Origin of the sequence: Corynebacterium sp. MSK310 (assembly GCF_030227355.1) — a bacterium.
GTDB classification, from domain to species: domain Bacteria; phylum Actinomycetota; class Actinomycetes; order Mycobacteriales; family Mycobacteriaceae; genus Corynebacterium; species Corynebacterium rhinophilum.
On the sequence record NZ_JASPFZ010000002.1, the window covers coordinates 176,172 to 199,617 of the forward strand.

At 59.7% G+C, this 23,446-nt stretch carries 22 protein-coding genes and 1 tRNA gene; 9 read left to right on the forward strand and 14 right to left on the reverse strand.

Translation table 11 applies throughout. From position 1 onward, the window contains the following. Positions 1–6: 6 nt before the first annotated feature. On the forward strand, positions 7–210 hold the full coding sequence (locus tag QP891_RS03180) for a hypothetical protein (protein ID WP_005282344.1): 204 nt from the start codon (positions 7–9) through the stop codon (positions 208–210). A 57-nt stretch (positions 211–267) separates the two neighbouring features. Here the strand turns inward: QP891_RS03180 and QP891_RS03185 are convergent, their stop codons facing one another. Then, the gene (locus tag QP891_RS03185) at positions 268–1,422 is read right to left on the reverse strand and encodes an ABC transporter permease (protein ID WP_284769866.1); all 1,155 of its coding nucleotides are present in this window, start codon (positions 1,420–1,422) and stop codon (positions 268–270) included. Positions 1,423–1,440: 18 nt separating this feature from the next. Next, on the reverse strand, positions 1,441–2,340 hold the full coding sequence (locus QP891_RS03190; RefSeq protein WP_284816945.1) for an ABC transporter ATP-binding protein: 900 nt from the start codon (positions 2,338–2,340) through the stop codon (positions 1,441–1,443). Between the two features lie 196 nt (positions 2,341–2,536). Between QP891_RS03190 and QP891_RS03195 the strand changes: the two genes are divergently transcribed. Next, positions 2,537–2,986 carry a Panacea domain-containing protein gene (locus tag QP891_RS03195; protein ID WP_284769864.1) on the forward strand — a complete coding sequence of 150 codons (450 nt, stop codon included), beginning with the start codon at positions 2,537–2,539 and terminating at the stop codon, positions 2,984–2,986. 517 nt (positions 2,987–3,503) lie between these two features. On the opposite strand, the gene QP891_RS03200 is transcribed toward QP891_RS03195, so the two are convergent. From QP891_RS03200 to QP891_RS03225, 6 genes are all read right to left on the reverse strand, one after another. Beyond that, a complete protein-coding gene (locus QP891_RS03200) occupies positions 3,504–3,662 on the reverse strand; it encodes a hypothetical protein (protein ID WP_005282354.1) in 159 nt (52 codons plus the stop codon). 147 nt (positions 3,663–3,809) lie between these two features. After that, positions 3,810–3,883: transfer RNA gene (locus QP891_RS03205), tRNA-Arg, on the reverse strand. A gap of 53 nt (positions 3,884–3,936) precedes the next feature. Beyond that, positions 3,937–5,493 (reverse strand): alpha/beta fold hydrolase, encoded by a 1,557-nt coding sequence (locus tag QP891_RS03210; protein ID WP_284769863.1) that lies wholly within the window; start codon positions 5,491–5,493, stop codon positions 3,937–3,939. A 111-nt stretch (positions 5,494–5,604) separates the two neighbouring features. After that, positions 5,605–6,225 carry a LutC/YkgG family protein gene (locus QP891_RS03215; RefSeq protein WP_284769862.1) on the reverse strand — a complete coding sequence of 207 codons (621 nt, stop codon included), beginning with the start codon at positions 6,223–6,225 and terminating at the stop codon, positions 5,605–5,607. Further along, positions 6,222–7,727, reverse strand: a complete 1,506-nt coding sequence (locus tag QP891_RS03220) for a lactate utilization protein B (RefSeq protein ID WP_284784698.1) — start codon at positions 7,725–7,727, stop codon at positions 6,222–6,224. The genes QP891_RS03215 and QP891_RS03220 overlap by 4 nt, the downstream gene beginning before the upstream one ends. Continuing rightward, complete coding sequence (locus tag QP891_RS03225) at positions 7,727–8,512, reverse strand: (Fe-S)-binding protein (protein ID WP_023026328.1); 786 nt, start codon at positions 8,510–8,512, stop codon at positions 7,727–7,729. The genes QP891_RS03220 and QP891_RS03225 overlap by 1 nt, the downstream gene beginning before the upstream one ends. A 224-nt stretch (positions 8,513–8,736) precedes the next feature. Here QP891_RS03225 and argS point away from each other — a divergent pair, with 224 nt between their 5' ends. The 4 genes from argS (at position 8,737) to thrB (ending at position 14,202) form a co-directional block, all read left to right on the forward strand. Then, positions 8,737–10,389 carry an arginine--tRNA ligase gene (gene argS / locus QP891_RS03230; protein ID WP_284769860.1) on the forward strand — a complete coding sequence of 551 codons (1,653 nt, stop codon included), beginning with the start codon at positions 8,737–8,739 and terminating at the stop codon, positions 10,387–10,389. Beyond that, positions 10,390–11,727 carry a diaminopimelate decarboxylase gene (gene lysA / locus QP891_RS03235; RefSeq protein ID WP_284769859.1) on the forward strand — a complete coding sequence of 446 codons (1,338 nt, stop codon included), beginning with the start codon at positions 10,390–10,392 and terminating at the stop codon, positions 11,725–11,727. 178 nt (positions 11,728–11,905) lie between these two features. Next, the gene (locus QP891_RS03240; protein WP_284769858.1) at positions 11,906–13,249 is read left to right on the forward strand and encodes a homoserine dehydrogenase; all 1,344 of its coding nucleotides are present in this window, start codon (positions 11,906–11,908) and stop codon (positions 13,247–13,249) included. A gap of 23 nt (positions 13,250–13,272) precedes the next feature. Next, positions 13,273–14,202, forward strand: a complete 930-nt coding sequence (gene thrB / locus QP891_RS03245) for a homoserine kinase (RefSeq protein WP_005280170.1) — start codon at positions 13,273–13,275, stop codon at positions 14,200–14,202. Here thrB and QP891_RS03250 read toward each other — a convergent pair. The 4 genes from QP891_RS03250 to QP891_RS03265 form a co-directional block, all read right to left on the reverse strand. Then, positions 14,189–14,848, reverse strand: coding sequence for a helix-turn-helix transcriptional regulator (locus tag QP891_RS03250; protein WP_284769857.1), 660 nt, complete (start codon positions 14,846–14,848; stop codon positions 14,189–14,191). The two genes, thrB and QP891_RS03250, sit on opposite strands and share 14 nt — an antisense overlap. A gap of 4 nt (positions 14,849–14,852) precedes the next feature. Next, entirely contained in the window at positions 14,853–16,709 is a 1,857-nt protein-coding gene (locus QP891_RS03255; protein WP_284769856.1) for an ATP-binding cassette domain-containing protein, read from the reverse strand. A 3-nt stretch (positions 16,710–16,712) separates the two neighbouring features. Next, positions 16,713–17,474 (reverse strand): molybdate ABC transporter substrate-binding protein, encoded by a 762-nt coding sequence (gene modA / locus QP891_RS03260; protein WP_284769855.1) that lies wholly within the window; start codon positions 17,472–17,474, stop codon positions 16,713–16,715. Between the two features lie 84 nt (positions 17,475–17,558). Continuing rightward, positions 17,559–17,819, reverse strand: coding sequence for a DUF2249 domain-containing protein (locus QP891_RS03265; protein WP_284769854.1), 261 nt, complete (start codon positions 17,817–17,819; stop codon positions 17,559–17,561). A 69-nt stretch (positions 17,820–17,888) separates the two neighbouring features. Between QP891_RS03265 and QP891_RS03270 the strand changes: the two genes are divergently transcribed. Genes QP891_RS03270 through QP891_RS03280 form a run of 3 tightly spaced genes read left to right on the forward strand, consistent with a single transcriptional unit; the run spans position 17,889 to position 21,537 of the window. Beyond that, the gene (locus QP891_RS03270) at positions 17,889–18,965 is read left to right on the forward strand and encodes a DUF8744 domain-containing protein (protein ID WP_284769853.1); all 1,077 of its coding nucleotides are present in this window, start codon (positions 17,889–17,891) and stop codon (positions 18,963–18,965) included. Further along, on the forward strand, positions 18,955–20,154 hold the full coding sequence (locus tag QP891_RS03275) for a beta-carotene 15,15'-monooxygenase (protein ID WP_284769852.1): 1,200 nt from the start codon (positions 18,955–18,957) through the stop codon (positions 20,152–20,154). The genes QP891_RS03270 and QP891_RS03275 overlap by 11 nt, the downstream gene beginning before the upstream one ends. Further along, entirely contained in the window at positions 20,155–21,537 is a 1,383-nt protein-coding gene (locus QP891_RS03280; protein WP_284782555.1) for a multicopper oxidase domain-containing protein, read from the forward strand. Positions 21,538–21,828: 291 nt separating this feature from the next. On the opposite strand, the gene narI is transcribed toward QP891_RS03280, so the two are convergent. After that, positions 21,829–22,608 (reverse strand): respiratory nitrate reductase subunit gamma, encoded by a 780-nt coding sequence (narI, locus tag QP891_RS03285; RefSeq protein WP_005280178.1) that lies wholly within the window; start codon positions 22,606–22,608, stop codon positions 21,829–21,831. Positions 22,609–22,618: 10 nt separating this feature from the next. Further along, on the reverse strand, positions 22,619–23,446 hold the full coding sequence (gene narJ, locus QP891_RS03290; protein WP_284769850.1) for a nitrate reductase molybdenum cofactor assembly chaperone: 828 nt from the start codon (positions 23,444–23,446) through the stop codon (positions 22,619–22,621).

Genomic DNA, 23,446 nt, shown 5'->3' on the forward strand with positions numbered 1-23,446 from the left:
ATCATTATGAACGAGCGCGAGGCTCAAGAACAACGCGAGGCGGCGGCCCGCCAGCAATCCGAGGGCTGGGTTTCCGTTTTTGTCCAGTGGATCCCCTGCATGCTGCTAGCCCTAGTGCTGGTTGGCGCCATGTTCTTTGGCATGTACTACATCGAGCACGGCACCTTGGATATCACCCAGCCGATCACCAACGAATTCATCGTTGAGTAATTCTGCGCAATAGAAAAATCCGGCCTCCCCTTAGAAAGTGGGAGGCCGGATTTATTTTTATTTCTTGAGCACCTGGCGCCAAGTCATCTTCTTGCCATTATTCAAGATGGCGCGGCGGTAGATGTGCGCGACAACGACGAGAATAAGCGCGGTAACTACAGCGAGGACCGCATAGCTTCCCGCCAAGCCCAGCCAGCTCATATTGCCGCCAGCAACTTGGAGGGGAGCGACCAACATGGAGACCGGTGGCACCCAGCCCATGACCTGCATCCACGTGGCATCCAAGTTGGTCCAGCCAAACATGGGGACATACATGGTGGCAAAGACGATGAGCAGGATGGGCATCTGCGTCGATTGCAGATCCTCGGTGCGCTGCACCATGGAGCCAGCTGCGGCATAGAGACTGCCGAAGAACAAGAGACCGAGGATTTCCCCGACGAGCAGGGCAGCGATTAGACCATAGTCGAGCTGGATTTCGCTTGCTGCGCCAGTAAATGCCAGGGAAGCCACGCCGCCGGCCAAGATGAGGAAGGTGCCGAGCAGCCCGATAATGGTATTGCCAATGACCTTGCCTGCCAAGAAATCCACCGGGCGCACCGTGGAAAGGATGATTTCGACCACGCGCGAAGACTTCTCTTCTGTAACGCGGCCACCGATGAGCCCTGCGAAGGTCATGATGGAAAAGACCACCACGATGGCGGCGATAAGGACGATGGCAACATTGCCCATCTGTTCTTCGGAGGCCTCATCTGTTTCCAGATCTACCGCGGTCACTTCGGCTGATGGGGTGGCGGCGGCAAGCTCTTGGGGATCAATATTCAGCGTATCTAGTGCCTCTGCCTGCGCCTGCGCCGCAACCACTTGATTGACCGTGGTGGAGATCGTGGTGGAGACGGTGCCGTTGGCCAAAAGCTCCCACCCCTCGTCGTTGGCGGGCACGAGGGCGGCGTCGACGTCGCCGTCATCGATAAGCTGCACCGCGCTATCCCGGTCATCTGCGGCCTGCGTCTCCAGCCCGGAATCAGCGAATGCGTCTGCCTCCATGCCCACCACGGCGACGGAGTCTGGTTCATCGTCACCACCGGACAGCAAGTCAATGATGATGGGGGTGGCGATGGCACCAATGATAAGCAGCAGCATCATGATGACAACGGATTTGGTCTTGAGGGCAACCGCCATTTCGCGCTTGGCGACGGTCCCTATGGTCTTCATTGCCGAATACTGCATGGGCTAGGCCTCCTCGGTGGTGGTGCTGGTGACGACGTCTTGGAAAAGCTCGGTAAGGTCAGGGACCTTGAGGCCGAAGGAGTGGACGGGGCCAGCGGCCATGGCAGCGCGCAAGATGGCTTGGTCATCGGTGCCGGCATCGGCTTCGAGCACAACGCCCTTATCTGTTTCCTCTACCAAGTGGGTGCCCTCCGGGTACCAACCGCGAGCAGGGGTTTCGACTGCATAGCGCGAGGCGCCTTGGGTGCGCAGCTCATCTACCGTGCCTTCTGCCACCATGCGGCCTTGCGTGACGATGCCCACGTGATCGCACAGGCGCTGCACCAAGTCCAGTTGGTGGGAGGAAAAGATGACCGGCACACCGCGGGCGGCGCGCTCGCGCAGCATGTCAGACATGACATTGACCGCAACGGGGTCCAAGCCGGAAAAGGGCTCATCCAGGATCAACATATCGGGGTCATGGATGAGGGAGGCGGCCAGCTGCACGCGCTGCTGGTTGCCCAAGGACAAGTCATCCAGCTTGTCTTTCTGGCGTTCACCTAGCCCTAGCTGCTCCAGTAGCTCCGTGCCGGATTTCTGGGCGGCCTGCTTGCTCATGCCGTGCAGGGTGCCCAGGAACGTCAGCTGGCTAAGCAGCGGTTCCTTGCCGTAGAGTCCGCGCTCTTCGGGCATATAGCCAATGCGGCGGCGGTTATCGTCATTAATGGGGGAGCCATCGAAATAAACTTCGCCGGAGTCTTTCGCGAGCACTCCCAGCGCGATGCGCATGGTGGTGGACTTGCCCGCACCATTGGAACCGACGAAGCCGAAGATTTCGCCCTCCTGCTCGCTAAAGGTCATATCCCGCAGCGCTCGGACACTGCCAAAGGATTTATTGAGATGGTCGATTTCTAAGGTGGGCAAGGGGGATCCTCCATGGCTCGCCTATACTGCATAACTTTCGTGGTTCTAGATACCTTAGTATTTCATAAACCTAACAGTTTGGCTATGGAATCCATTGAAAGCCAGGTTGCATGGGTCAAGCCCCACCGAGTAGGTAGGAATAGAAAGTGCTCTCCACGTGCTGTAGCGTTTAAAACAAGCAGAAAGGAGGTGCACAATGAAGCAATACACTGCTCATCAAATCGCAGAATGGCTCGTAGCTTGGGCTGAAGAAACCGAAGAAGCCGAGCTCACACCGCTGAAAATTCAAAAGCTTCTTTACTACGCAAAGGGCCTTTACATGCGAGCCTCCGGAGGGGTGCCGCTCTTCAATGAACGGATGGAAGCATGGGCCCACGGACCTGTCGTTGTAGACATCTACCGCGAACTTAAAAAGTACGGTAAGAGCCCGATCGACCCCGATACTTTTATTTCTGATGACTTCAATTGGGATGATTATCGGCCTGTAGAAGATACCCTGATTGACGTATGGAATAAGTATGGCCCCTATTCGGCGTGGGCTTTACGTAATAAAACCCATACGGAGTCACCTTGGAAGAAAAACTTCGTTGAAGAAAAACGGGGGCTTGAGATTTCTGATGCCGACCTTAAAGAGTACTTCGACTAGGTATGGCAAAGAAAAGTAAGAGACGTGGCACGCGCCCGGTTTCGAAGAATCACAGTGGTGCAGATACAGGCGTCTTGAGCGCAATACGAGCGGCATCAAACGAATACCCGCTCCTGTCCACTAGGTTTCTGCAGAGCGGATGGGGATTCGGGCAAATGACCGATAGGATGCGCCGCGAATTCCTCGATAAATGGCACAAACGCTCACTAATTTCTTGGACAGATCTCGTTAATCACCACAGGTACGGGCTCGGCTCGGAATTTATCCCAAAAAACGAAATCAAAGCTCAAATACCTAGGCAGTTCCAAGAGCTAACCAAATTCCGCGTGTTCCGGCACCAAGAAAACCTTCCATTCGTTGGCTGGAAAGACGGTGGAATTTTCTACGTTCTATGGATAGAGACTAAGTATGGGGATCTTTACTCACATTAAAGCGGGGGCCCGCGACACCTGCCACGCGCTGGCCCTAGCCCCGTCTCACAATTTTCGCTCGGCTTTTGCGTCCGTGATTCGCGGGCTTATTTTTTCCACACTTTCTTGTAGGTGGCACAGCCAAGTGTAGCCACCGCAACGCCGGTGAGGATGGTGCTGAAGATAGCGAACCCGTTGATGACGTTGATGATCAAAGATATGGCTAGTAGGGCCAGGGCGATGAAGTAGAGAGTTCGTGTGGTCATGGGTTTATCCTTCCGTTTAGAATTGGAGGGGTAGCCCGGAGGTTCAGGATGGTAAGGGCTTCCTGAACCTCCGGTGGCTACTTAATCCGCAAACGGGGCGTATATTGAAACCCTCTCGCTGGAAAAGCGAGAGGGCTAAAAATTTTGTGTCCCCGACAGGGATCGAACCTGCGACCTTCGGTACCGGAAACCGATGCTCTAATCCGCTGAGCTACGGAGACATCGCTGGGAAAATTCCCAACGATGTGATTCTAGCGCATCGGCTGCTGCGAAACTAAATCAGGCCCGGTGCGTCAGCGGTGGTTACCTCACCGGTGCGCAGATAGTGCACGCCAATCTCATCGACGGCCTTATTACCCAGCGCAAAGTGCCCGTGGCCGGGGCCGTGGACGGTGACGACGTGCGATTGCATGGGCTGGGAGAGGGCCGCGTGGTACTGGTACGGGGTCTGCGGATCGCCCGTGCCTTGGATTTGCAGCGGCTTTGTGGCAAGGTGCGACCCATCGAGTGGCGCCCCGCCGGTAACGGGTCCGCGTCCGCCGCACCCGGCGCCAGATCCGTACATGGAATTAACCAGGGAGAAAATATCGCCGGTGACAAAGTTGGACCACAGGTAGGTGGGGAAGAGCCACGGGTTACCAGCGACGGTGTTCTCGTTGCAGACGATGAGATTCTGCATATTCATCATCTGGATTGTTTGCTGTTGCACCGCGCGGGCAAGCTCCGGATCATCGACGACCTCGAGAGGCTTACTGCCGTTTAAGTACTTGGCAAACTCATCCCAGTGCGCGGGCATGGGAACGACCTCGCGGGTCTTGCCTAAGGTCACAGAGGCGCGCTGATCCGCTTGTGGGTTAAGCGCCTTGTCGGCGAGGAATTCTGCCTGCACGCGCAGCTCACCCGTGGCGGTCATGATGTCCGCGCCCGGCTGGCCGGCGAATTCGAGTCCTGGGGGAAGGTCACCGATTTTCGCATCCGGTGGCAAGACCGTAGGGCGGGCGCCGGCTTCCATGGCGACTTTCTGCGACCACTTTTCATAGACCTGGAGTGCAGTAGTGCCCAAATGGTAGGTGGCGTCATTATCCGCGATGAACTGGAAAAGATCGTGCAGCGCATTTTCGTACCCTTGTTGCTGCGAGGTGAAGATGCCGTTCCATGCCAGCTGCGGGCTCATGCCGGAATCGAGCAGCACCTTGCCGGTGTGCTGCGGATACTGGGTGGCGTAGGCGGAGCCAAGATAGGTGCCGTAGGAAATGCCGGCGATGTCAATGACGTCCTCACCCAGCGCCTGGCGCACCATTTCCCAGTCTTGGGCGGTATTGGAGGTGGTCAAAGAGTTGGTATAGCCAGGGGTATTCTGCTCGCAGGCATCGCGGGTGGCCTTGCCGATCTGCGTAGTGGCCTCGATGGGATTGAAATTCGGGGTGGCGGCGCAGTCTACCGGGGTGGAACCGGGCAGCCCGCGCGGTTGGACGCCGATCAGATCCCATTCGTTGCGAATTTCTTCGGGCCATTCGACGGCATCGTTGCCAGCCCAAGAATAGGCGTCACCGCCAGGGCCACCTGGGTTGGTAAAGAGCGCGCCACGGCGTGCGTCTGGTTGTGCCGCAGGTACGCGGACAAAACCAACGCTAATGGTTCCGGCCTCGGGGTTATCGTAGTAGGTAGGTACCTCTATCCGGCCGCACTCGGCGCCATCCAGATTGACCTGTGCGGGGCAATCCTCCCAGGTGATTTCTGGATCCGCCGCGGCGGCGGTGGGGGCTGCCACGCCCAGTGCGAGGGCGCTAGCGCAGACTACGGTAGAAATTTTTCGAGAAAAAGAAAGCATAAGCTAAAGCTCCGACTCCTATAACGTTCGTCAGAGTTAGCTTATGCTTCTTTCAGGTTCGTGGCAGTAATTGCCACGCGGCGGGTGCCCTAACTCGGCACCCTAGCCTCGTTACTTCACAATAATCACGATGAGATCGCGCGGGCCGTGCACACCCTCAACGCGCGAGAGCTCGATATCGGAGGTCGCGGAAGGGCCAGAAATCCACGTTGCGGGCTTATCTGGGTTCATCCGGGAAATGACCTCAGTGATGCCGTAGACAACCTCGTCGCGGCGGACGATACAGATGTGACGGTCCGGTACCAGCGTCAAGGCGCGGCGGCCGCAGCGGGAATCGGACTGCAATACGATGGTGCCGGTCTGCGCAGAAGACACAAGGGACTCGGTGACGACGGCATCGGCATCGTCAAGCTCGCGCGGATCCGCTTCCTCGTCGTCCGGGCGGGCCGGAAGGCCATCAAAAAGATCGGCATTCATGCCCGGGGCGTAGCGGATGTCCTTACAGTTGCGATCGTTGACGATGGAATCCAGCGTCTTTTTGAGATCGCTTTCCTCCGTGACGTGGACTTCCGCCTTGTAGTCCTCGAGGCGATCGACCAGCATCTCGCGCAGTTCATCATCATTCAGCGTGCCTTCGCGCTGGTATTCGCGGGGCACATCGACGTGATCTGGCAGCCCAGCCTGCTTCTGTGCCGAGCGAATGCGGTTTAGGATGTCTTGCTTTGCGCTCACTTGGAGGCCTCCTTACGGGCATTGGACAGCAGCTCTTTGCCTTCTTCGGAGTCGAACCATTGGCGGAAGGATTTCTTTGGCGGAATCGCGGTATCGCGGCCATCGGACCAACCGGACATGAACAGCGGCAGCGACTCGATGGTGCCGTTGAATCCGCCCATCACGCGGCCAAGTGCCACGAGGTGGGTGACCTTATCCCACATCTTCGGGTTGTCCCAGAGCAGCTGCACCGTCTTGAACAGCTTTGGCTCGATCGGCGAGGCAGCATGGGTGACCTTCTGGTGGCGGTTTTCTAAGATGACATCAGAAAGCGGAATCTTCACCGGGCACACGTCGTCGCAGCGCCCGCACAGCGAGCAGGCGTACGGCAAGCTAGCCGATGGATCGTTGTGGTCCTTCATGCCAGTTAGCTGCGGGGTCAGGGAGATACCGATGGGGCCCGGGTACACGGAGCCGTAGGCGTGTCCGCCGGCGCGCTCGTACACGGGGCAGACATTGAGGCAGGCCGAGCAACGGATGCACTTCAGTGCTTGGTGGCCAACGGGCGAAGACAACGCTGCGGTGCGCCCATTATCCAGCAAGACGATGTGGAAGTTCTGCGGGCCATCGCCCTCTGTCACACCGGACCACATGGAGGTATACGGGTTCATGCGCTCCGCGGTGGAGGAACGGGGGAGCAGCTGCAGGAAGACTTCCAGGTCCTGGAAGGTAGGCACGAGCTTTTCGATGCCCATGACGGTAATCAGCGTTTCCGGCAGCGTCAGGCACATGCGGCCATTGCCCTCAGATTCCACGACGTTGACGGTGCCGGTTTCAGCAACGCCGAAGTTGGCGCCGGAAATGGCGACCTTGGCCTTCATGAACTGCTGGCGCAGGAACTGGCGGGATGCCTCGGCCAACTCGGCGGGCTCGGCCTTCAGCGAGTCATCCGTGTTGGGCATCTTATCGACGAAGATATCGCGAATTTCCGCGCGGTTGCGGTGAATTGCGGGCACCAGAATGTGCGATGGCATATCGTCACCAAGCTGGACGATGAGCTCTGCCAAGTCGGTTTCCTGGGCGTGGATTCCGGCCTCTTCGAGGTGCTCGTTTAAGCCGATTTCTTGGGTAGCCATGGATTTCACCTTGACCACGTCGGTTTCACCCGTTTCGCGGATGAGACCTTCAATGATCTCGTTGGCTTCCTTGGCATCGCGGGCCCAGTGGACGATGCCGCCGCGGTCAGACACTGCCTTTTCAAATTGCTCGAGCAATTCCGGCATGCGGGCGGTGACGTCCTCTTTGAGGGCAGACCCGGCGTTGCGGAGCTGCTGCCAGTCATCTACTTCCTGCACGGTGTTGGCGCGCTTTTGGCGGATGGTGGTGGTCGCGTGCTGCAGGTTGTGACGCTGGGTAGCGTTATTCAGCCCGACGTGCGCGAGCGGGACGAAGGCCTTGCTGCCACGCAGGTTGCCGTAGCCTTCAGGGGCGCGTGGTGGGGTGGTGTCGAGGAAAGAGGTCATTAGAGCATCGTCTCCTTGGAGTAAGCGGCGGAGTCTGGCTGCCACGGGTGTTCCTTCGTGGAGGCCAAAATCTCTGCCATATGTAGGGCGCGAATGCCGGAGCGCTGGCGGTGCAGGGCGCCGCCGATATTCATCAGGCAGGAGGAGTCACCGGCGGTCACGTACTCAGCCTTGGTGTCTTTAATGTGGCGAGTCTTATCGGAGACCATGGCCTGTGAGACCTCCGCATTCTTCAGGGCAAAGGTGCCACCGAAGCCGCAGCACTCTTCGCTATTGGCTAGCGGTGCCAAGTCGATGCCCTCGACTTCTTGCAAAAGCTTGTAGGGGCGGTCTTCCAGCTTGAGGAAGCGCAGGCCGTGGCAAGCGGAGTGGTAAGTCACGCGGTGTGGGAAGAAAGCGCCGACGTTGGTCACGCCTTCAATATCGACCAAAAATTCGGTGAGATCGTAGGTCTTTTGTGCGGTCTTTTGCGCGCCATCGACATCGGCGGACGTGCCGAAGCGGTCAGCAATGCTTTCGTGGCGGTCGCGAACCGCTGCCACGCAGGAACCGGAGGCTGCCACGACGTAGTCAATGGAAGGATCTGCGAAGGCATCCGCATAAGAGCGGATCATCCCCAGCGTTTCCTTTTGATAGCCGGTGTTGATGTGCATCTGGCCGCAGCAGGTTTGCTCCTCCGGAAGGACAACTTCGTGACCTAACCGGGAGAGAACCAATGCCGTCGCCTTTTGGACGTCCGGGAAAAGGGTGTCACCAATGCAAGTAGAAAAAAGCGCAATGCGCATACGGTGCTCCTTATTAGTTTTTAAGTCATGGAGGTGTAACTAACCCTACACATTCATCACGTGAAATGTAGTGTGAATCACGTTCTACCAGCATATATTTTGTAATATATATCGCAATATAGGTTTGCCTAAGAGGTCTAGAAAATGAGTAAATTTTGCCCTCTGAAATGTTAGCCAGTGCTTCTTTTCGCACGTGTCGGGGCAGTGAACTAGACTCTTGCCACATGACTCCAGCTGATTTGGCCACCTTAGTTAAAGAATCCGCCACCGAGGTCATGGCAGAACATGACCTAGACGCGTCCGTATTGCCGGAATCTGTCACGGTAGAGCGACCCCGCAACCCAGAACACGGTGACTACGCCACCAACCTTGCACTGCAGGTGGCCAAGAAGGCCGGCGCGAATCCGCGCGAATTTGGTGGCTGGTTAGCACAAAAATTGGCCCAGCACGATGCTATCGCGGAGGCCGATATTGCCGGTCCTGGCTTTATTAATATCCGCTTGGCCGCCGCTGCCCAGGGCGAGATTGTTGCCCAGATTCTGCAGGCAGGCGCGGACTACGGTTCCAATGATTCCTTTGCGGGCAAGAAGATTAACCTGGAATTCGTATCTGCCAATCCCACCGGCCCGATTCACTTGGGCGGTACGCGCTGGGCCGCGGTCGGCGATTCGCTGGGTAGGGTGCTCACGGCTTCCGGTGCAGAGGTCACCCGCGAGTACTACTTCAACGACCACGGCGGCCAGATTGACCGCTTCTCCCGCTCCCTTGTTGCTGCGGCAAAGGGCGAGCCCACGCCGGAGGACGGCTACGGCGGAGATTATATCCACGACATCGCAAACGCGGTTGTGGAAAAGAATCCAAGCGCGCTCGAGGGCGATGCTGCGCAGGTACAAGAGGCCTTCCGCGCCGATGGCGTGGAGATGATGTTTGCGCAGATTAAGCAGTCCCTGCATGAATTCGGCGTGGATTTTGATGTCTACTTCCACGAAAATTCGCTTTTTGAATCTGGGGCGGTAGACAAGGCGCTTGAGACCCTGAAGTCTGAAGGCCACCTCTATGAGGCGGACAATGCGTGGTGGCTAAAGTCCACCGATTATGGCGATTCTAAGGATCGCGTCGTGGTGAAATCGGACGGTAATGCGGCCTATATCGCCGGCGATATCGCCTACGTGGCCGATAAATTCGACCGCGGTCACGATCTCAATATCTACATGCTGGGCGCTGACCACCACGGTTATGTCCCGCGCCTGAAGGCTGCGGCAGCCGCCTTGGGCTATGACGCCGATGGCGTCGAAGTGCTCATTGGCCAGATGGTCAACCTGCTGCGCGATGGCAAGCCGGTGCGCATGTCCAAGCGCGCGGGCACCGTGATCACCATCGAGGATTTGGTTGCCGCCATCGGTGTTGATGCATCGCGGTATTCGCTGGTGCGCTCGTCGGTGGATCAGTCCATCGATATCGACTTGGGCCTGTGGGAGTCGCAGTCCTCGGATAATCCTGTCTACTACGTGCAATACGGCCATGCGCGGCTGTGCTCGATCGGGCGCAAGGCGGCGGAGTTGGGGGTTAGCTCCGAAGGTGCAGACCTCTCCCTGCTGGAGCATGAGCGCGAAGGCGACCTCATCCGCACCCTGGGCGAGTTCCCCGCAGTGGTGGCAGATGCCGCGGAACTGCGCGAGCCGCACCGCGTGGCGCGCTATGCCGAAGAGTTGGCTGGCGTATTCCACCGTTTCTATGACACCTGCCAGGTTTTGCCCAAGGCAGGGGAGGAAGAGCAGCCCATTCACAGCGCACGCCTCGCGTTGGCGGAAGCATCCCGCGTCGTCCTGTCCAATGCCTTGACCATGGTGGGCGTGAGCGCACCGGAGAAGATGTAAATGACTGATTTCAATGAGCTTCCCGCCCACGTGTGGCCGCGAAATGCGAGCCGCCAGGAAGACGGCGTAGTTACCGTAGCGGAAGTCCCCTTGCCGGATTTGGCAGAGGAATTTCAGACCCCGCTGTACGTCTTCGATGAAGATGACTTCCGCTCGCGCTGCCAAGACATGGCTCGCGCTTTCGGTGGACCCGATCACGTGCACTATGCCTCCAAGGCATTCATTTCCAAAAAGGTCGTGCAGTGGGTCAACGAAGAAGGCCTGTGCCTCGATGCTGCCGCGCTCAATGAGCTAAAGATTGCGCTCGCCGCAGAGTTCCCGGCAGCGCGCATTACGGCGCACGGCAATAATAAAGACGAGGAATACCTGCGCCTGTGCGTGGATGCGGGCGTGGGCCACGTGGTCATCGATAATGAGCAGGAGCTCGAAGAGCTCAACCGCATCGCCGGCGAGGCAGGCGTGGTGCAGCCGGTAATGATTCGCGTCAAGCCGGGTGTGGATGCGCATACCCACGAATTCATTGCTACCTCGCACGAGGACCAGAAATTCGGTATTTCCCTGGCCACGGGCGCGGCTTTCGCCGCCGCGAAGCGCTGCCTTGAGGTGAACAACCTCCACTTGAGCGGCCTGCACTGCCATGTAGGCTCCCAGGTTTTCAATGCCGAGGGTTTCAAACTCGCCGCCGAGCGCGTGCTGGAGCTCTACCGTCAAATCCACACCGAGCTGGGCGTTGACTTAGCCGAGCTGGACTTGGGCGGCGGCTTTGGTATTCCGTATATGCCCTATGAGGAAGCCCTGAATATTGACCGCGTGGCCCAGGACATGCTGCGGGCCGTTGACCAGACTGCGGAAGAACTCGACATTAAGGCGCCGTTCCTCCTCGTGGAGCCGGGGCGCTCCTTGGTGGCCGGGTCTGCCGTGACTGTCTACCGCGTGGGTACGGTCAAGGACGTGGAAACCGGCAAGGCCGATTTGCCGGTGCGCCGGTATATCTCCATCGATGGGGGAATGTCCGATAATATTCGCCCCGCCCTCTACGGTTCCGAATACGATGTGCGCCTGGTTAACCGCTTTAGCGACGGCGAGATGGTGCCCTCGCGCATCGTGGGTTTCCACTGCGAATCCGGCGATATTCTGTTGGAGGAAGGCGAATTGCCCGATGATATCCAGCCGGGGGACTTGCTCGCTTTCGCGGCCACCGGCGGGTATCAGTACATGATGTCCTCTCGGTACAACGGCGCGGTGCGCCCAGCCGTGGTTGCCACGCGCGTGGGAAATACCAAGCCCATGTTGCGGCGCGAAACCATCGAGGATCTTTTGTCCTTGGAAGTGGATTAAGCCAGTACTACCCCCGCAACGCAGGGGCCACATTCGGCCCGTGCGGCGGGGGTTTTCTGTAGCTAAACGAATATTATCCCCCGCATGTCGCAATATAGACAGCTCGTTCTGTATAGTGACCTGTAGCCGCATACAGCGGGAGACATTTTCCACCACTAAATCGACATGGAGACGGACTATGGATGCTTCAAACAGTGAGCTACAGCTACATTCGCGTACCGGCAAGGGTGAAGGCGAAACCGTTGGCATCGCGCTGCTTGGATTCGGCACCGTGGGCGCGGAAGTTTTCCGCCTCTTAGATGAGAATGCGGATGCCTTTGCTCATCGCATCGGTGGGCCAGCAGAGATCCGTGGCATCGCCATCCAGAACAAGAATAAGCTGCGCCCGGGCGTGCCCAGCGAATTGTTGACCGATGATGCCAAGGCCCTGATCTCCCGCGATGATATTGACTTGGTGGTGGAGGTCATCGGTGGGATAGATTTCCCGCGCGAGTTGGTGTTGACCGCGCTTAATTCCGGCAAGTCCGTGGTGACGGCGAATAAGGCGCTCGTTGCTGCGCATGCTGATGAATTGGCCCAGGCAGCGGAACGCTCCGGCGTTGACCTCTACTTTGAGGCCGCCGTGGCCGCCGCCATCCCCGTCGTGGGTATGCTGCGTCGCTCCCTGGCAGGTGACCAGATTGAGCGCATCTCCGGCATCGTCAACGGCACGACCAACTACATCTTGGATGCCATGGAATCCACCGGCGCCACTTATGACGAGGCCCTGGCAGAAGCCACCCGCTTGGGCTATGCCGAGGCGGATCCCACCGCGGACGTGGAGGGGCATGACGCGGCGTCCAAGGCCGCCATCATGGCCTCCATCGGTTTCCACACCCGCGTGAAGTTCGAGGACGTGCACTGCGAGGGAATTACCGATATCACGGCAGACGATATTGCCGCGGCAAACGATGCCGGCTATTCCATCAAGCTGCTGGCCATTTGTGAGCGCCTGCGCCGCGAGGATGGATCCGAAGTGGTCAACGCGCGCGTGCACCCGACCCTGGTGGCCAAGGAGCACCCGCTGGCTACCGTCAGCGAGTCCTATAACGCCATCTTCGTCGAGGCTGAGGCCGCCGGCTCGCTTATGTTCTACGGCAATGGTGCTGGCGGCAACCCCACCGCTTCGGCCGTGCTTGGCGATGTCGTCGGTGCCGCCCGCAATATCGTCCACGGCGGCCGCGCGCCTGGCGAGAATACCTACGCTAACTTGCCGATTGCGGACTTCGGCGAGGTCGATACCCGCTTCCACATCGATATGGAAGTCCAGGATCGCGCCGGCGTCTTGGAGGCTATTTCCGCGCTTTTCGCACAGCATGGGGTATCCCTGCGCACCGTGCGCCAAGAAGACGGCGAGGATACCGCGCGCCTTATTGTGGTCACCCACGCTGCCAAGGAAGCGACCCTGGAAAACATCGTCTCCGCCTTGGGCGAGCTCGATGAGGTCAAGGCCGTTCACTCGGTCATCCGCCTGGGCAGCTAAACCGGTTCGATATATTAGACACCATGAGCATCGAAGTTGAAGTCGGCACCAAAGCGATAGTCACCGTCCCCGCCTCTACGGCGAACCTGGGGCCGGGCTATGACACCTTAGGCATGTCATTGAGCATGTACGACACCGCCGAGGTGGAGGTTATTCCCTCTGGCCTTGAGGTGGAGATTTTTGGCGAGGGGGCAGACGACCTCCCGCGCGATGGCTCGCACCTGATGGTCAAGGCCATCCGCTCCGCGCTATCTGCCGCCGAAGCTACGGTGCCAGGGCTGCGCGTGGTCTCGCATAATACGATCCCCCAATCGCGCGGCTTGGGTTCTTCGGCGTCTACAGCGGTCGCCGGCGTGGCCGCGGGCAATGCCTTGGCCGGCAGCCCGCTGACCCAAGATCAGCTCGTGCAATTGTCTTCGGCGTTTGAGGGCCACCCGGATAATGCCGCGGCCTCGGTACTGGGCAGTGCCGTGGTCTCGTGGACGACGGTTCCTGTCGATGGCCGATCCTTACCGGAATACAAGGCCGCTACCATCAACGTGCATCCCGATATTCGGGCGACCGCGCTGGTGCCGGATTCCCACGCCTCCACCCAGGCGGTGCGTCGCGTTCTGCCTTCGCACGTGACGCATTCCGATGCCGCCTTTAACGTCTCCCGCACCGCCGTCCAGGTAGCCGCATTGCAGAACTACCCGGAGTTACTGTGGGAAGGCACCCGCGACCGCTTACACCAGCCGTATCGCGCCGACGTGCTTCCCGTGACCGCGGAGTGGGTGAACCGCCTGCGCAACCGCGGGTACGCCGCCTATCTTTCCGGAGCGGGGCCAACGGTGATGGTGCTGCACACGGAGGACATCGACGAGAGTATTCTCGATGATGCCCGCGAGCAGGGCCTGCGCGTCTTCGATCTCAAGGTCGCGGGCCCGGTTCGCGTGGAAGTTACACAGGCTTAATCTCGATCTGGCACACTTCGGGGCGCTGCATCGGCGTTAAGGCGATGTCCGCGTCCGTACCGCTGGCTTCCTGCAAAAAGCCAGCGTGTATGGCGCAGACAAAGGGGCTTGGGGTGGTTCCGGAGGAGACGAACGGGCAGGCATTCAACTCGATTTCGGAAGGATCCGCGCCCTGCGAAGGATCAAAACCCATATCGCGCAATGTGGCAAAAAGGGTATCGAGCGCGCCGCTCTGGATATCCGCGCCCGTAGCGCGCGCCCACTGCCGTCCCAGCTCACGAGCCTGTGGGGAAGAGAAATCATCGAGCTCTTCTTTGCCCGCGAGCATGGTGGTCAGCACGCTAATGAGGCTGACATATTCGTCTGCGATGGCGCGGTTATCTGGCACGCGTGCCTGGAAAATCAGGGACGGGCGCCCGCGCCCGGTGCTGCGTTCTGGAACGGCGGTCACAGCGCCGACATGAATGAGCTCATCGATATGCCCGCGCGCGGTATTGACGTGCATGCCTAAATCTTTTGCTACCTCCGCCGCACGGGCTCCTCGCGGGTAGTGCTGGAGCTGCGTGAGCACCTCGCGCTGCTTAGGGGAAAGCTTGAGCGCTTCTGGGAAAAGTTCGGTACTGGGGCGGGGGAGCGAATTAGGCATGCGATTAACTTCGTATCTCTGAGTGCTGTTGAGGGGCTTGATTAACAGAAATCTTATCTTTAGCCACGCAATAGGATACGGTATCGCCCGTATCAATACCTAAAGCTACCTGCCTACTCACCGGCACAGTGATGGATTGCCCGTCCATATCTAGGCTTAATCGAGCATCCGCCATGCTGGCAGCTTCTACCGCGATGACCTTGGTGGACCAGTGATTGACCCCGGTACAGGCTACAGCCGTAAGGTGCACGTCGCTGGGCCGAAACGTGACCGCTACCTTATCGCCGGCGCGGAGATCGCTCGCGTCGCCGGTGATGGTGGTATTCCCGCAGGTAACGACAGTCTCGGTAGCGGTGGACTCTGTAACGGTGCCTTCCACGCGGTTGAGACCTGCGATATTAGCCACAAAGCCGGTGGGTGGGACATCGAGGAGGTCTGCGGCAGGTCCGTGGGCGGTGACGCGGCCGGAATTCATGACCACCATGTCATCGGCAAGCCCGGCAATATCCAACGCATTGTGGGTCACCAGCAAGGTGGTGCGGTCGCGGCGGGTAGCGCGCAGGAAGCGGCGCCACTTGCTGGCGGATTCCACGTCGATGGCCGCCAAGGGCTCATCCAGAATCAGGATGGTGGGCCGTGCGGCAAGCGCGCGGACGAGGGCCACTTGGGCGGCCTGGCCGCCAGAGAGGGCGGGCACGGGGACATCGTTAAGCTCCCGTAATCCTGCTGCCTCCAGTAATTCCGTGGCGCGGTGCTTATCGCGGGTGACCATCGCAATGGCCTGGTTGGCGGTGGCCCGCGGCGGCAGGCCGGGGCGCTGGGTAAGCAGGACGATCTCATCTGGGTCGGCGGTAATCTCTGCGCCGGTCAGCCGCCCGGCGATGCGCCCCATGAGTGTGGTCTTGCCCGAGCCATTGGAACCGACGATGGCCGTGATCGCGCGCGGGGTAAATTCCGTGGTTTCCCCGTCCGCCGTGACGTTTAGGGTGGGGGCCTTTTCTGGGGCCGTCAGGGCGCTGAGCTTCTCGTAGTCCATGCTGTGCAGCTCGCGGGCCTGCGCCTGGTAGGAACGCTGGAGGAGAGAGGGAAGCCCGGCGAGGGCGAGACAGAGGATGGCCATCGCAATGAGGATGGCGGAGAGCACATAGGCACCATCGGTATCGACCTCGCGCTCCAGGTAAATGCCGAGCGGCATCGTGCGGGTCACGCCCGGCTGGGAGCCCGCAAAGGTCAGCGTGGTACCGAACTCGCCAAGGGAGCGCGCAAACGCAAGGCCGGCGCCGGTAGCCAGGGCGGGGGCGATGGAGGGGATGGTGACTTTGCGCAGTACCTCCCAGCGGGAAAGTCCCACGCTGGCGGCAGAGGCCAAAATCTCTTGATCCAATTGGCGCAGGGCGGAATCGACCGCCACCACGACGAAGGGCAAGGCGACGAAGCACTGCGCGGCAATGACGCCGGGAAAAGCAAAAGCAAAGTGGAAGTCTATGGCGTCAAGAAACGGAGCCAAGTAGCCCCTGCGGCCAATGGCGGCGGTCAGCGCCAAACCGCCCACCACGGGTGGCATGGCCAAGGGCAAATAGATGAACAGGCGGATAACGCCGCTACCCCGTCCGAGCTGTTGGACCCACAGGGCAAGGCCGGTCCCCAGCACCATCGCCAGCAGCATTGATTGGAATGCCGCGGTAAGGGACAGCTTGAGCATGTCCCAAATCTCCGGTTTGGCGAGGTATTCGCCGATGCGGTTCCACGGTACGCGCAGCCCCAGGGAGGCTACGGGGACGAGGATGACAACGACCGCGATAAGGCCGATAAGGCCGATAACGAGCGGAGATTTAAGGCGTATGGGCTGGGGAGGGGTCATTGATTAATCTGCTGGGTTAAAGCCGTACTCTTCCCAGGTCTTATCAAAGTCATCGGCCAGCAGGTCAAGGACCTTCTGTGCCTCTTCTGGGTGCTCAGCCTCGGCGGAGACTGCGCCTAGGATTTGGTTGGCAAACTTATCAGCATCCGGAATCTCGATAACCTCTACATCATCGCCAGCGGCCGCGGCGTCGGTGGAGTAGACCCAGCCGGCATTGGCCTCACCGGAGACGACCTTGCCCAAAACGTCAGCGACCTGCTGCTCTTGGGAGGCGGGCTTTACGTCCAGGTTGTTTTCTTCGATGATCTGGGAAGAGATATCTCCGCAGGGAACCTGCGGGTCACAGATGACGAAGCGGTCTTCGTTCTGCAGATCCTCGATGGAGTGGATATTGCCCGGGTTGCCCTTCAGCACGACCATCACCATGACGTTGGTGGCAAGCACCTTCGGGTCCTTGACGGTTCCGTCATTGATTGCCTTGTCCATGGTCTTTTTGGACGCGGTAAGCAGCAAGTCCGCAGGAGCGCCCTCGCTGAGCTTATTGACCAAGTCGGAAGAGCCGCCATTTTGGAACTCGAGGTTTACCGGGGCGTCGAACTCGGAAGCGCGCTTTTCCAGTTCATCGTTGATGACGCGGGTGGACGATGCAGCCAGTAGGTTCAAGCTGGTCTCCTCCGCATCGGAGGTAGTGGAGGTATCGGGAGAGCAGGCGGAGAGCGCCAGCCCGGTCGCAGCCACGGCGGCTGCGGCAAATTTCTTATTCATAGTGAATGTTCCGTGTTATGTAGGCAACTTAGTATGAGAGATGAAGTTATCAGCACATAGCCTATCGATTGGCACGGAAATACACTACGAAATTCGCGTGAACTTGATGTGATAGTCGTTTTCTTCTTCCTTGAGGTACGACAGCTCAAATTTCTCCGCGCGCTCTTCTACTTCCTTGAGTAGGGGGAGGGGGTTGTGTGGGGCGATGAGGATCATGGCTTGGCCCACGTTCAGGGTGCCCAAAGCGCCGTGGATGGCACCGTGACGCACGGCGTGGGGGATTTCGGTCGCGTTGAGCGTGGGGATGGAGTTCTGCTGGGAAGAATCGGTGATGGGAAGTTCCATGGTGAGGATCATCCTTTCGGAGGTGGGGTGAGGTTTTACCTTGCCACCAATATTAGTACGATTAAAACCGTGATAAATAATAGGCTCGCGCACCGCTTCTTCTTCCTCGCCTGCGCCGGGCTGTCCTTGCTGGTTGGGCTCGCCGCCGGGGCATCCCTGCTCGGCGTGGGTTTCTCGCCGGCTGCCTCCGTCGCCGCCGATCATGGCCCCTTGATGGTCTTTGGCTTTGTCGGCGGCGCTATCGGGCTGGAGCGCGCCGTCGCCGTGAGCACGCGGTGGGCCTGGACAGGACCCATCTTCCACGTCGCCGGTTTTGTGGGCATCGTGGCGGGCCTGCCGCGGCAGGTTCCGGCGTTGTGTTTTGCCGCCGGCTTCATCGTGCTGGGGTTTATCTATGCCACCATCCACCGGCGCCAGCCCGCCCTGTCCATCATTGTGCAGGCCACCGGCGTCATCGGCGGGGTAGCGGCGGCACTGCTGTGGGCCATGGAGCCAGCGTTTTCTACCGCGATGCCGCTGTGCGTGCTCTACGTGGTAGCGACGATCATCGGCGAGCGCATGGAGCTGGCCCGCATCACCATGGCCGGCACGCAGGCGGAAAAGCGGATTACGCTGTGGGTTTTGGGGTTGGCGGCGCTCAGCGTGGTCTATATCCTCTCCCCGGCAGTGGGCTATCGCGCGATGGGCGCGGCGCTTATCGGCGTTGCGGTTTCTACCGTGCGCGTGGACGTGGCGAAGAACCTAGTGCGCTCGCGCGGGCTGCCGCGCTATTCCGCCGCGTGCATGCTCGCCGGGTATTTTTGGTTGGCCCTCGGCGGCTATTTCTGGCTGCTCTATGGCGAAAGCTCCGGCTTTGCCTACGACGCCTCGGTGCACGCCATCTTTTTGGGCTTTGTCATGTCCATGATTTTCGCCCATGCCCCCATCATTATTACCTCTGTCATCCGCCGCCACTTGCCCTACCATCCGGTGCTGTTCCTCCCCGTAGCGGTCCTGCACGGCGGGCTGGCGCTGCGCATTCTTGCCGATGTCGCCCGCCACACCGTCGCCTACCAAGTAGGCGGGCTGACTACCATCGCCGCCATCTTGGTTTTCCTCGCCTGCGGCATTACTTTGTCGGTGAAGGAGGCCCACCGTGCACATTAATGACATTTCCCTGGCCGCCCGCAGCCGCTGGCACATCGTGACCGCAGCCCTTATCGGCGCGTGGGTGCTTATCGGCATCGGCATCAACGTGGCGGGTCACCTGGGCGCGCCCGTGGTGTGGTGGGACCTCATCCACCCGCTGACCATCGGCGCGCTGACCACGGCCATCGTTGTATTTTCCACCCACTTCACCGAGGCGCTTACACGCACCGCCAATAACGGATACCGGGGCGTGGGCGCACGCGTGGTACTCATCCAGGTGGGCCTTGTCCTGCTCATTATCGATCGCGCCGGATATGACTGGGGCCTGCTTGCCGATGCCGCCTCCCTCCTCATCATCGCCGCCCTTGCCTGGCAGCTCGTCTTTATCTGCACGCGCTTGCGCGGCTCGCTTTCCGGATCGTTTGCGGTGACGGTGCCGTTTTATGCGGCCGCATCCATCTTCATGATTGCCTCCGTGGTGCTGGTGATCTTAAGCGGCAATGGCGTAGGCAACTATTCCTTCCTGGTGGCCGCCCACTCGCGCGGCATGGTGTGGGGGTTTGCGTGGCTGACCATCGTGGGCACCATCGTGACGCTCCTTCCCACCTTGTCCAGCACCGCGATTTCGCCCACCGCGCGCACCAGGTGTACGCGCGGGCTCATCGTCCACTGCACCGGGCTAGCCCTGACCATGGTCTGCGGCGCGGTGGGGTGGACGCGCGCGGCGGGCATCGCCCAGCTGCTCGTCGTGCTCGCCGCCATCATGATCATCCAACCCGTCCTGGCCACCGTGCTGGGGCGCAACCCTCGGCTCACCACAGCATCGGTATCCGTTATCGCAGGACTGCTGTGGATGGTGGCCCTGTGCGCCGGCGATGCCGTCGCCGCAGCGCTCGGCGCTTACCCGCGCGTCATCACGCTGTTTTTGGTTCCGGCCTTCATCGGCGGCGGCATTTTGCAGCTGGTCACCGGCGTCTTGCACCACCTCTTGCCCACGCTGGTGGGAGGCGGTCCTGCCAAGGTGCACCACGGCCGGGATACCGCGGACCGCGCCGGTTTTGCCCGACTCGTTCTCATCAACCTCGGCGCCCTGCTGAGCCTTGTCAACGCCCTGCCTGCTGGGCTTATCCTCATGGGGATGGGCTTAGCATTAAACGTGCTTGCCGTGGGCCGCGCCGTCTACCAACAACAGAATCTGGAGAATTAAATGCTTAGTGTTTCTTCCCCACAGCCACAGGATAAGCCGCCGGAGTCCGGCAACTCCCAATGGGCCTCGTGGTTACTTATCGGTATCGCGCTGGCCGCGGTAATCGCGCTCGCCCTAGTCAATACCACCTCTAAGGACTCCCAGCCATCAAGCTCTGTTGCCGAAGGTGAAACCCACACCATTGACGTAGAAGTCGATGGTATGGCCTTCGTCCCCAACCACGTTGATATCGATCCCGGCACCCACTTGGTGGTTAACTTCACCAATACCGGGGACCAAGTCCACGATCTAAAGATTGGTGATGCCGAAACCGGCCGCGTCGATCCCGGCGATACCGTGCAGCTCGATGCCGGTGTCATCGAATCCAGCATCGAAGGCTACTGCACCATTGCCGGTCACCGCCTGCAAGGTATGACCTTTGACGTCAACGTGGACGATTCCGCGCCAAGCACCGGCGGGCACGATCACCACCATGCCGTGGCAGGGGCATCCAACCCGCACGTTGATGTTCCGAGCGCCGCCGAACTCGGTGCCTCCCGCGAAGGTTTTAGCGCCTATGACGCCTCCCTGGCGCCGGCGGCTAATACCACCACGCATGAAGAAACCTGGTCGATGACCGAGGAAATCGTTGAGGTAGCCCCAGGAGTTAAGCAGATGCAATGGCTTTTTAATGGCCAGGCGCCAGGGCCGACGCTGCGCGGCAAGGTGGGCGATAAGTTCAAGATCACCATCAAGAACGAGGGCAGCATGGCCCATTCCATCGACTTCCACGCCGGTGAGGTCAACCCGGATGAAAACATGAAGTCCATCCAGCCCGGGGAAGAACTAACCTACGAATTCACCGCGAATCGCTCCGGCATTTGGATGTACCACTGCTCAACCGCCCCGATGTCCCTGCACATCGCCAACGGCATGGCCGGCAACGTCATCATCGATCCACCAGATCTCAAGGACGTGGATGCCGAGTACAACTTCATCGCCAACGATGTATTCCTCGGTGAGGAAAAGACCGGCGCTGACGCCCAGCGCGTGGCCGACGGCGACTTCGACCTCATGGCCTTTAATTACTACCCCAGCCAGTACGACGTCGACCCCATCAAGGCCAAGGTAGGCGATACCGTGCGCCTGTGGATCCTGAACGTGGGCCCCGATCAGCCGCTTAGCTTCCACGTGGTGGGCGAGCAATTTGATACCGCCTATAAGGAAGGTGCTTACCTCATCAAGGACGAGGATAAGACCGGTTCGCAGGCCTTCGACCTACTTCCCGCGCAAGGCGGGTTTGTGGAAATGACCTTCAACGAGCCCGGAACCTATTCCTTTGTCAACCACATCATGACCAACGCGGAAAAGGGACAGCACGGCAAGTTCGTCGTTACCGAATAAAGCGTTGCCAACCCCACCCCGTCCTTCGCGCTCACCAGGGCACTGCCGATAGGTAGTTCCACCTCTCCCCGTGAGCGCGAAGGGGCGGGGTTCTTTATTGCTAGCCTCTCCTTGGCGCTCACTGGGTGGAAGTATCTACGGGCGCACCGCCTTGCCGGTGAGCGCGAAGGGCGCGTGGGAGGCGAGTGGTGGGTGCATGGGGAGCGCCGGAGTAAACGTAGACATAAGGAAACCGCCGCGGGCCATCCAAATATTGGACAGCGCGCAGCGGTGAAAGGACCGAGGAACTACCTAGGCACCGTGGCCCGGGGTTTCTCCTTCCAATTGCTTCCGGTTGGAGCGGATAGGCTCCCACGCGGTATTGGAGCGCATCGGGGTGGTGCGCTCATCGCGGGAACGGTAGACCACGTACGGGCGGGTAACGTAGCCGACCGGCGCCGAGAACGCGTGGACAAGGCGGGTAAAGGGCCACACGGCGATGATGGTGAATCCGCAGAGGACGTGGACCTTAAATTGCCACGGGGCACTGGCCATGAGGTCTGGCTGGATGTTGAAGATCAACAGCTGGCGCAGCCACGGGGAAATGGTTTCGCGGTAGTCGTACCCGCCGGTGCCGGCGAGGTCAAAAAGCTGCAGGGTAAAGGTGGCAAAAGAACCCGATACCAGTGCGAGACCGAGCAGCGCGTACATGACCTTATCCGAGGTGGAGGTGGACAAGAATACGGAGCGGTTCTTTAGCCTGCGGTACAGCAAACCGGCAAAGCCCAGCAGGACCGCCAGAGCGGCGATGGAGCCGGGGATGGTGGCCAAGAGATGGTAGGCGTGGTCGCTGATGCCAACGGCCTGGGTCCAAGATTTGGGGAATGCCAAGCCCATTAGGTGGCCAATGACCACGAAGACCATGCCCCAGTGGAAAAGCGGCGAGGATAAACGCAGCAGCTTGGATTCATAGATTTGGGAGGAGTGGGTGGTCCAGCCGAATTGGTCGGAACGCCACCGCCAGAAGATGCCCACAAAGAACGCCGCGATGGCTAACCACGGGAAGGCACCCCAGAGGAAGTTATCAAACATGATGTGGCTCCTAGACGAGGTCTGGTTGGGTAGTGGGGAAGGGAAGGTCTGCAATGCCGACCATCTCGGCGGGTGGGCCGGTGCGGATGAGATCGACGTACTTTTGCGCGGTATCAGAATCGACTTCTGGAAGGGCCTTGCACAGCGCGACGATCAAGCTGACATACGGCGAACGCTCGCGGGCGAGGGCCGCGCGCAGCACCTCGATTCCTTCGCGGTAGCTGGCCACTAATTCGACGGCGCGCTCGTGCGTATCCCCCTCGCTCATGGCGAGGGCTTCGAGGACGACGCAGAGGTGATCAGGTAGCTCTGCATCCGAAATCTCGAAGCCGAGCGATTCTAATTGCTGGCGGAAGGACAAAATGGCCATTCCACGCTGGCGGGTATCGCCAACAGCAAAGTAGGACAGGTACAGCGCGCAGCGTCGGCGCTGGTCAAAGGTCTCGACGTAGTGTTCTTCCAAGCCGCGGGGGCCGATGCTGCGGGCCCATTCGGCGAAGTTGATGAAGTCGGTGGCAATGGCCAGCGGCAGGTCATCTACTTGGTCTTCGACCGCGGAGAGGCGGTCAAAGATATCTTCGCCGGGGTAATTCAGCAGCACGGACACGGCCATGGCGACGATTCGCCGCTGGTCTTCAGTGACCTCGACCGGCGTGACAAATTCATTGGGGACTTGACCTGTGTGGGTGCGCAGCGTCTTTTCGACGTCCTTGGCACCGCCCATGGAACCGATGCCAGCGGGTGTTCCGAATCCTGCCACGGGGGCATCGCCACCCTGCTGGGCCGATTGCCGCTGCAGGGATTCCTGGCGTTTGCGGAGTTTATCGAAGATATTCAC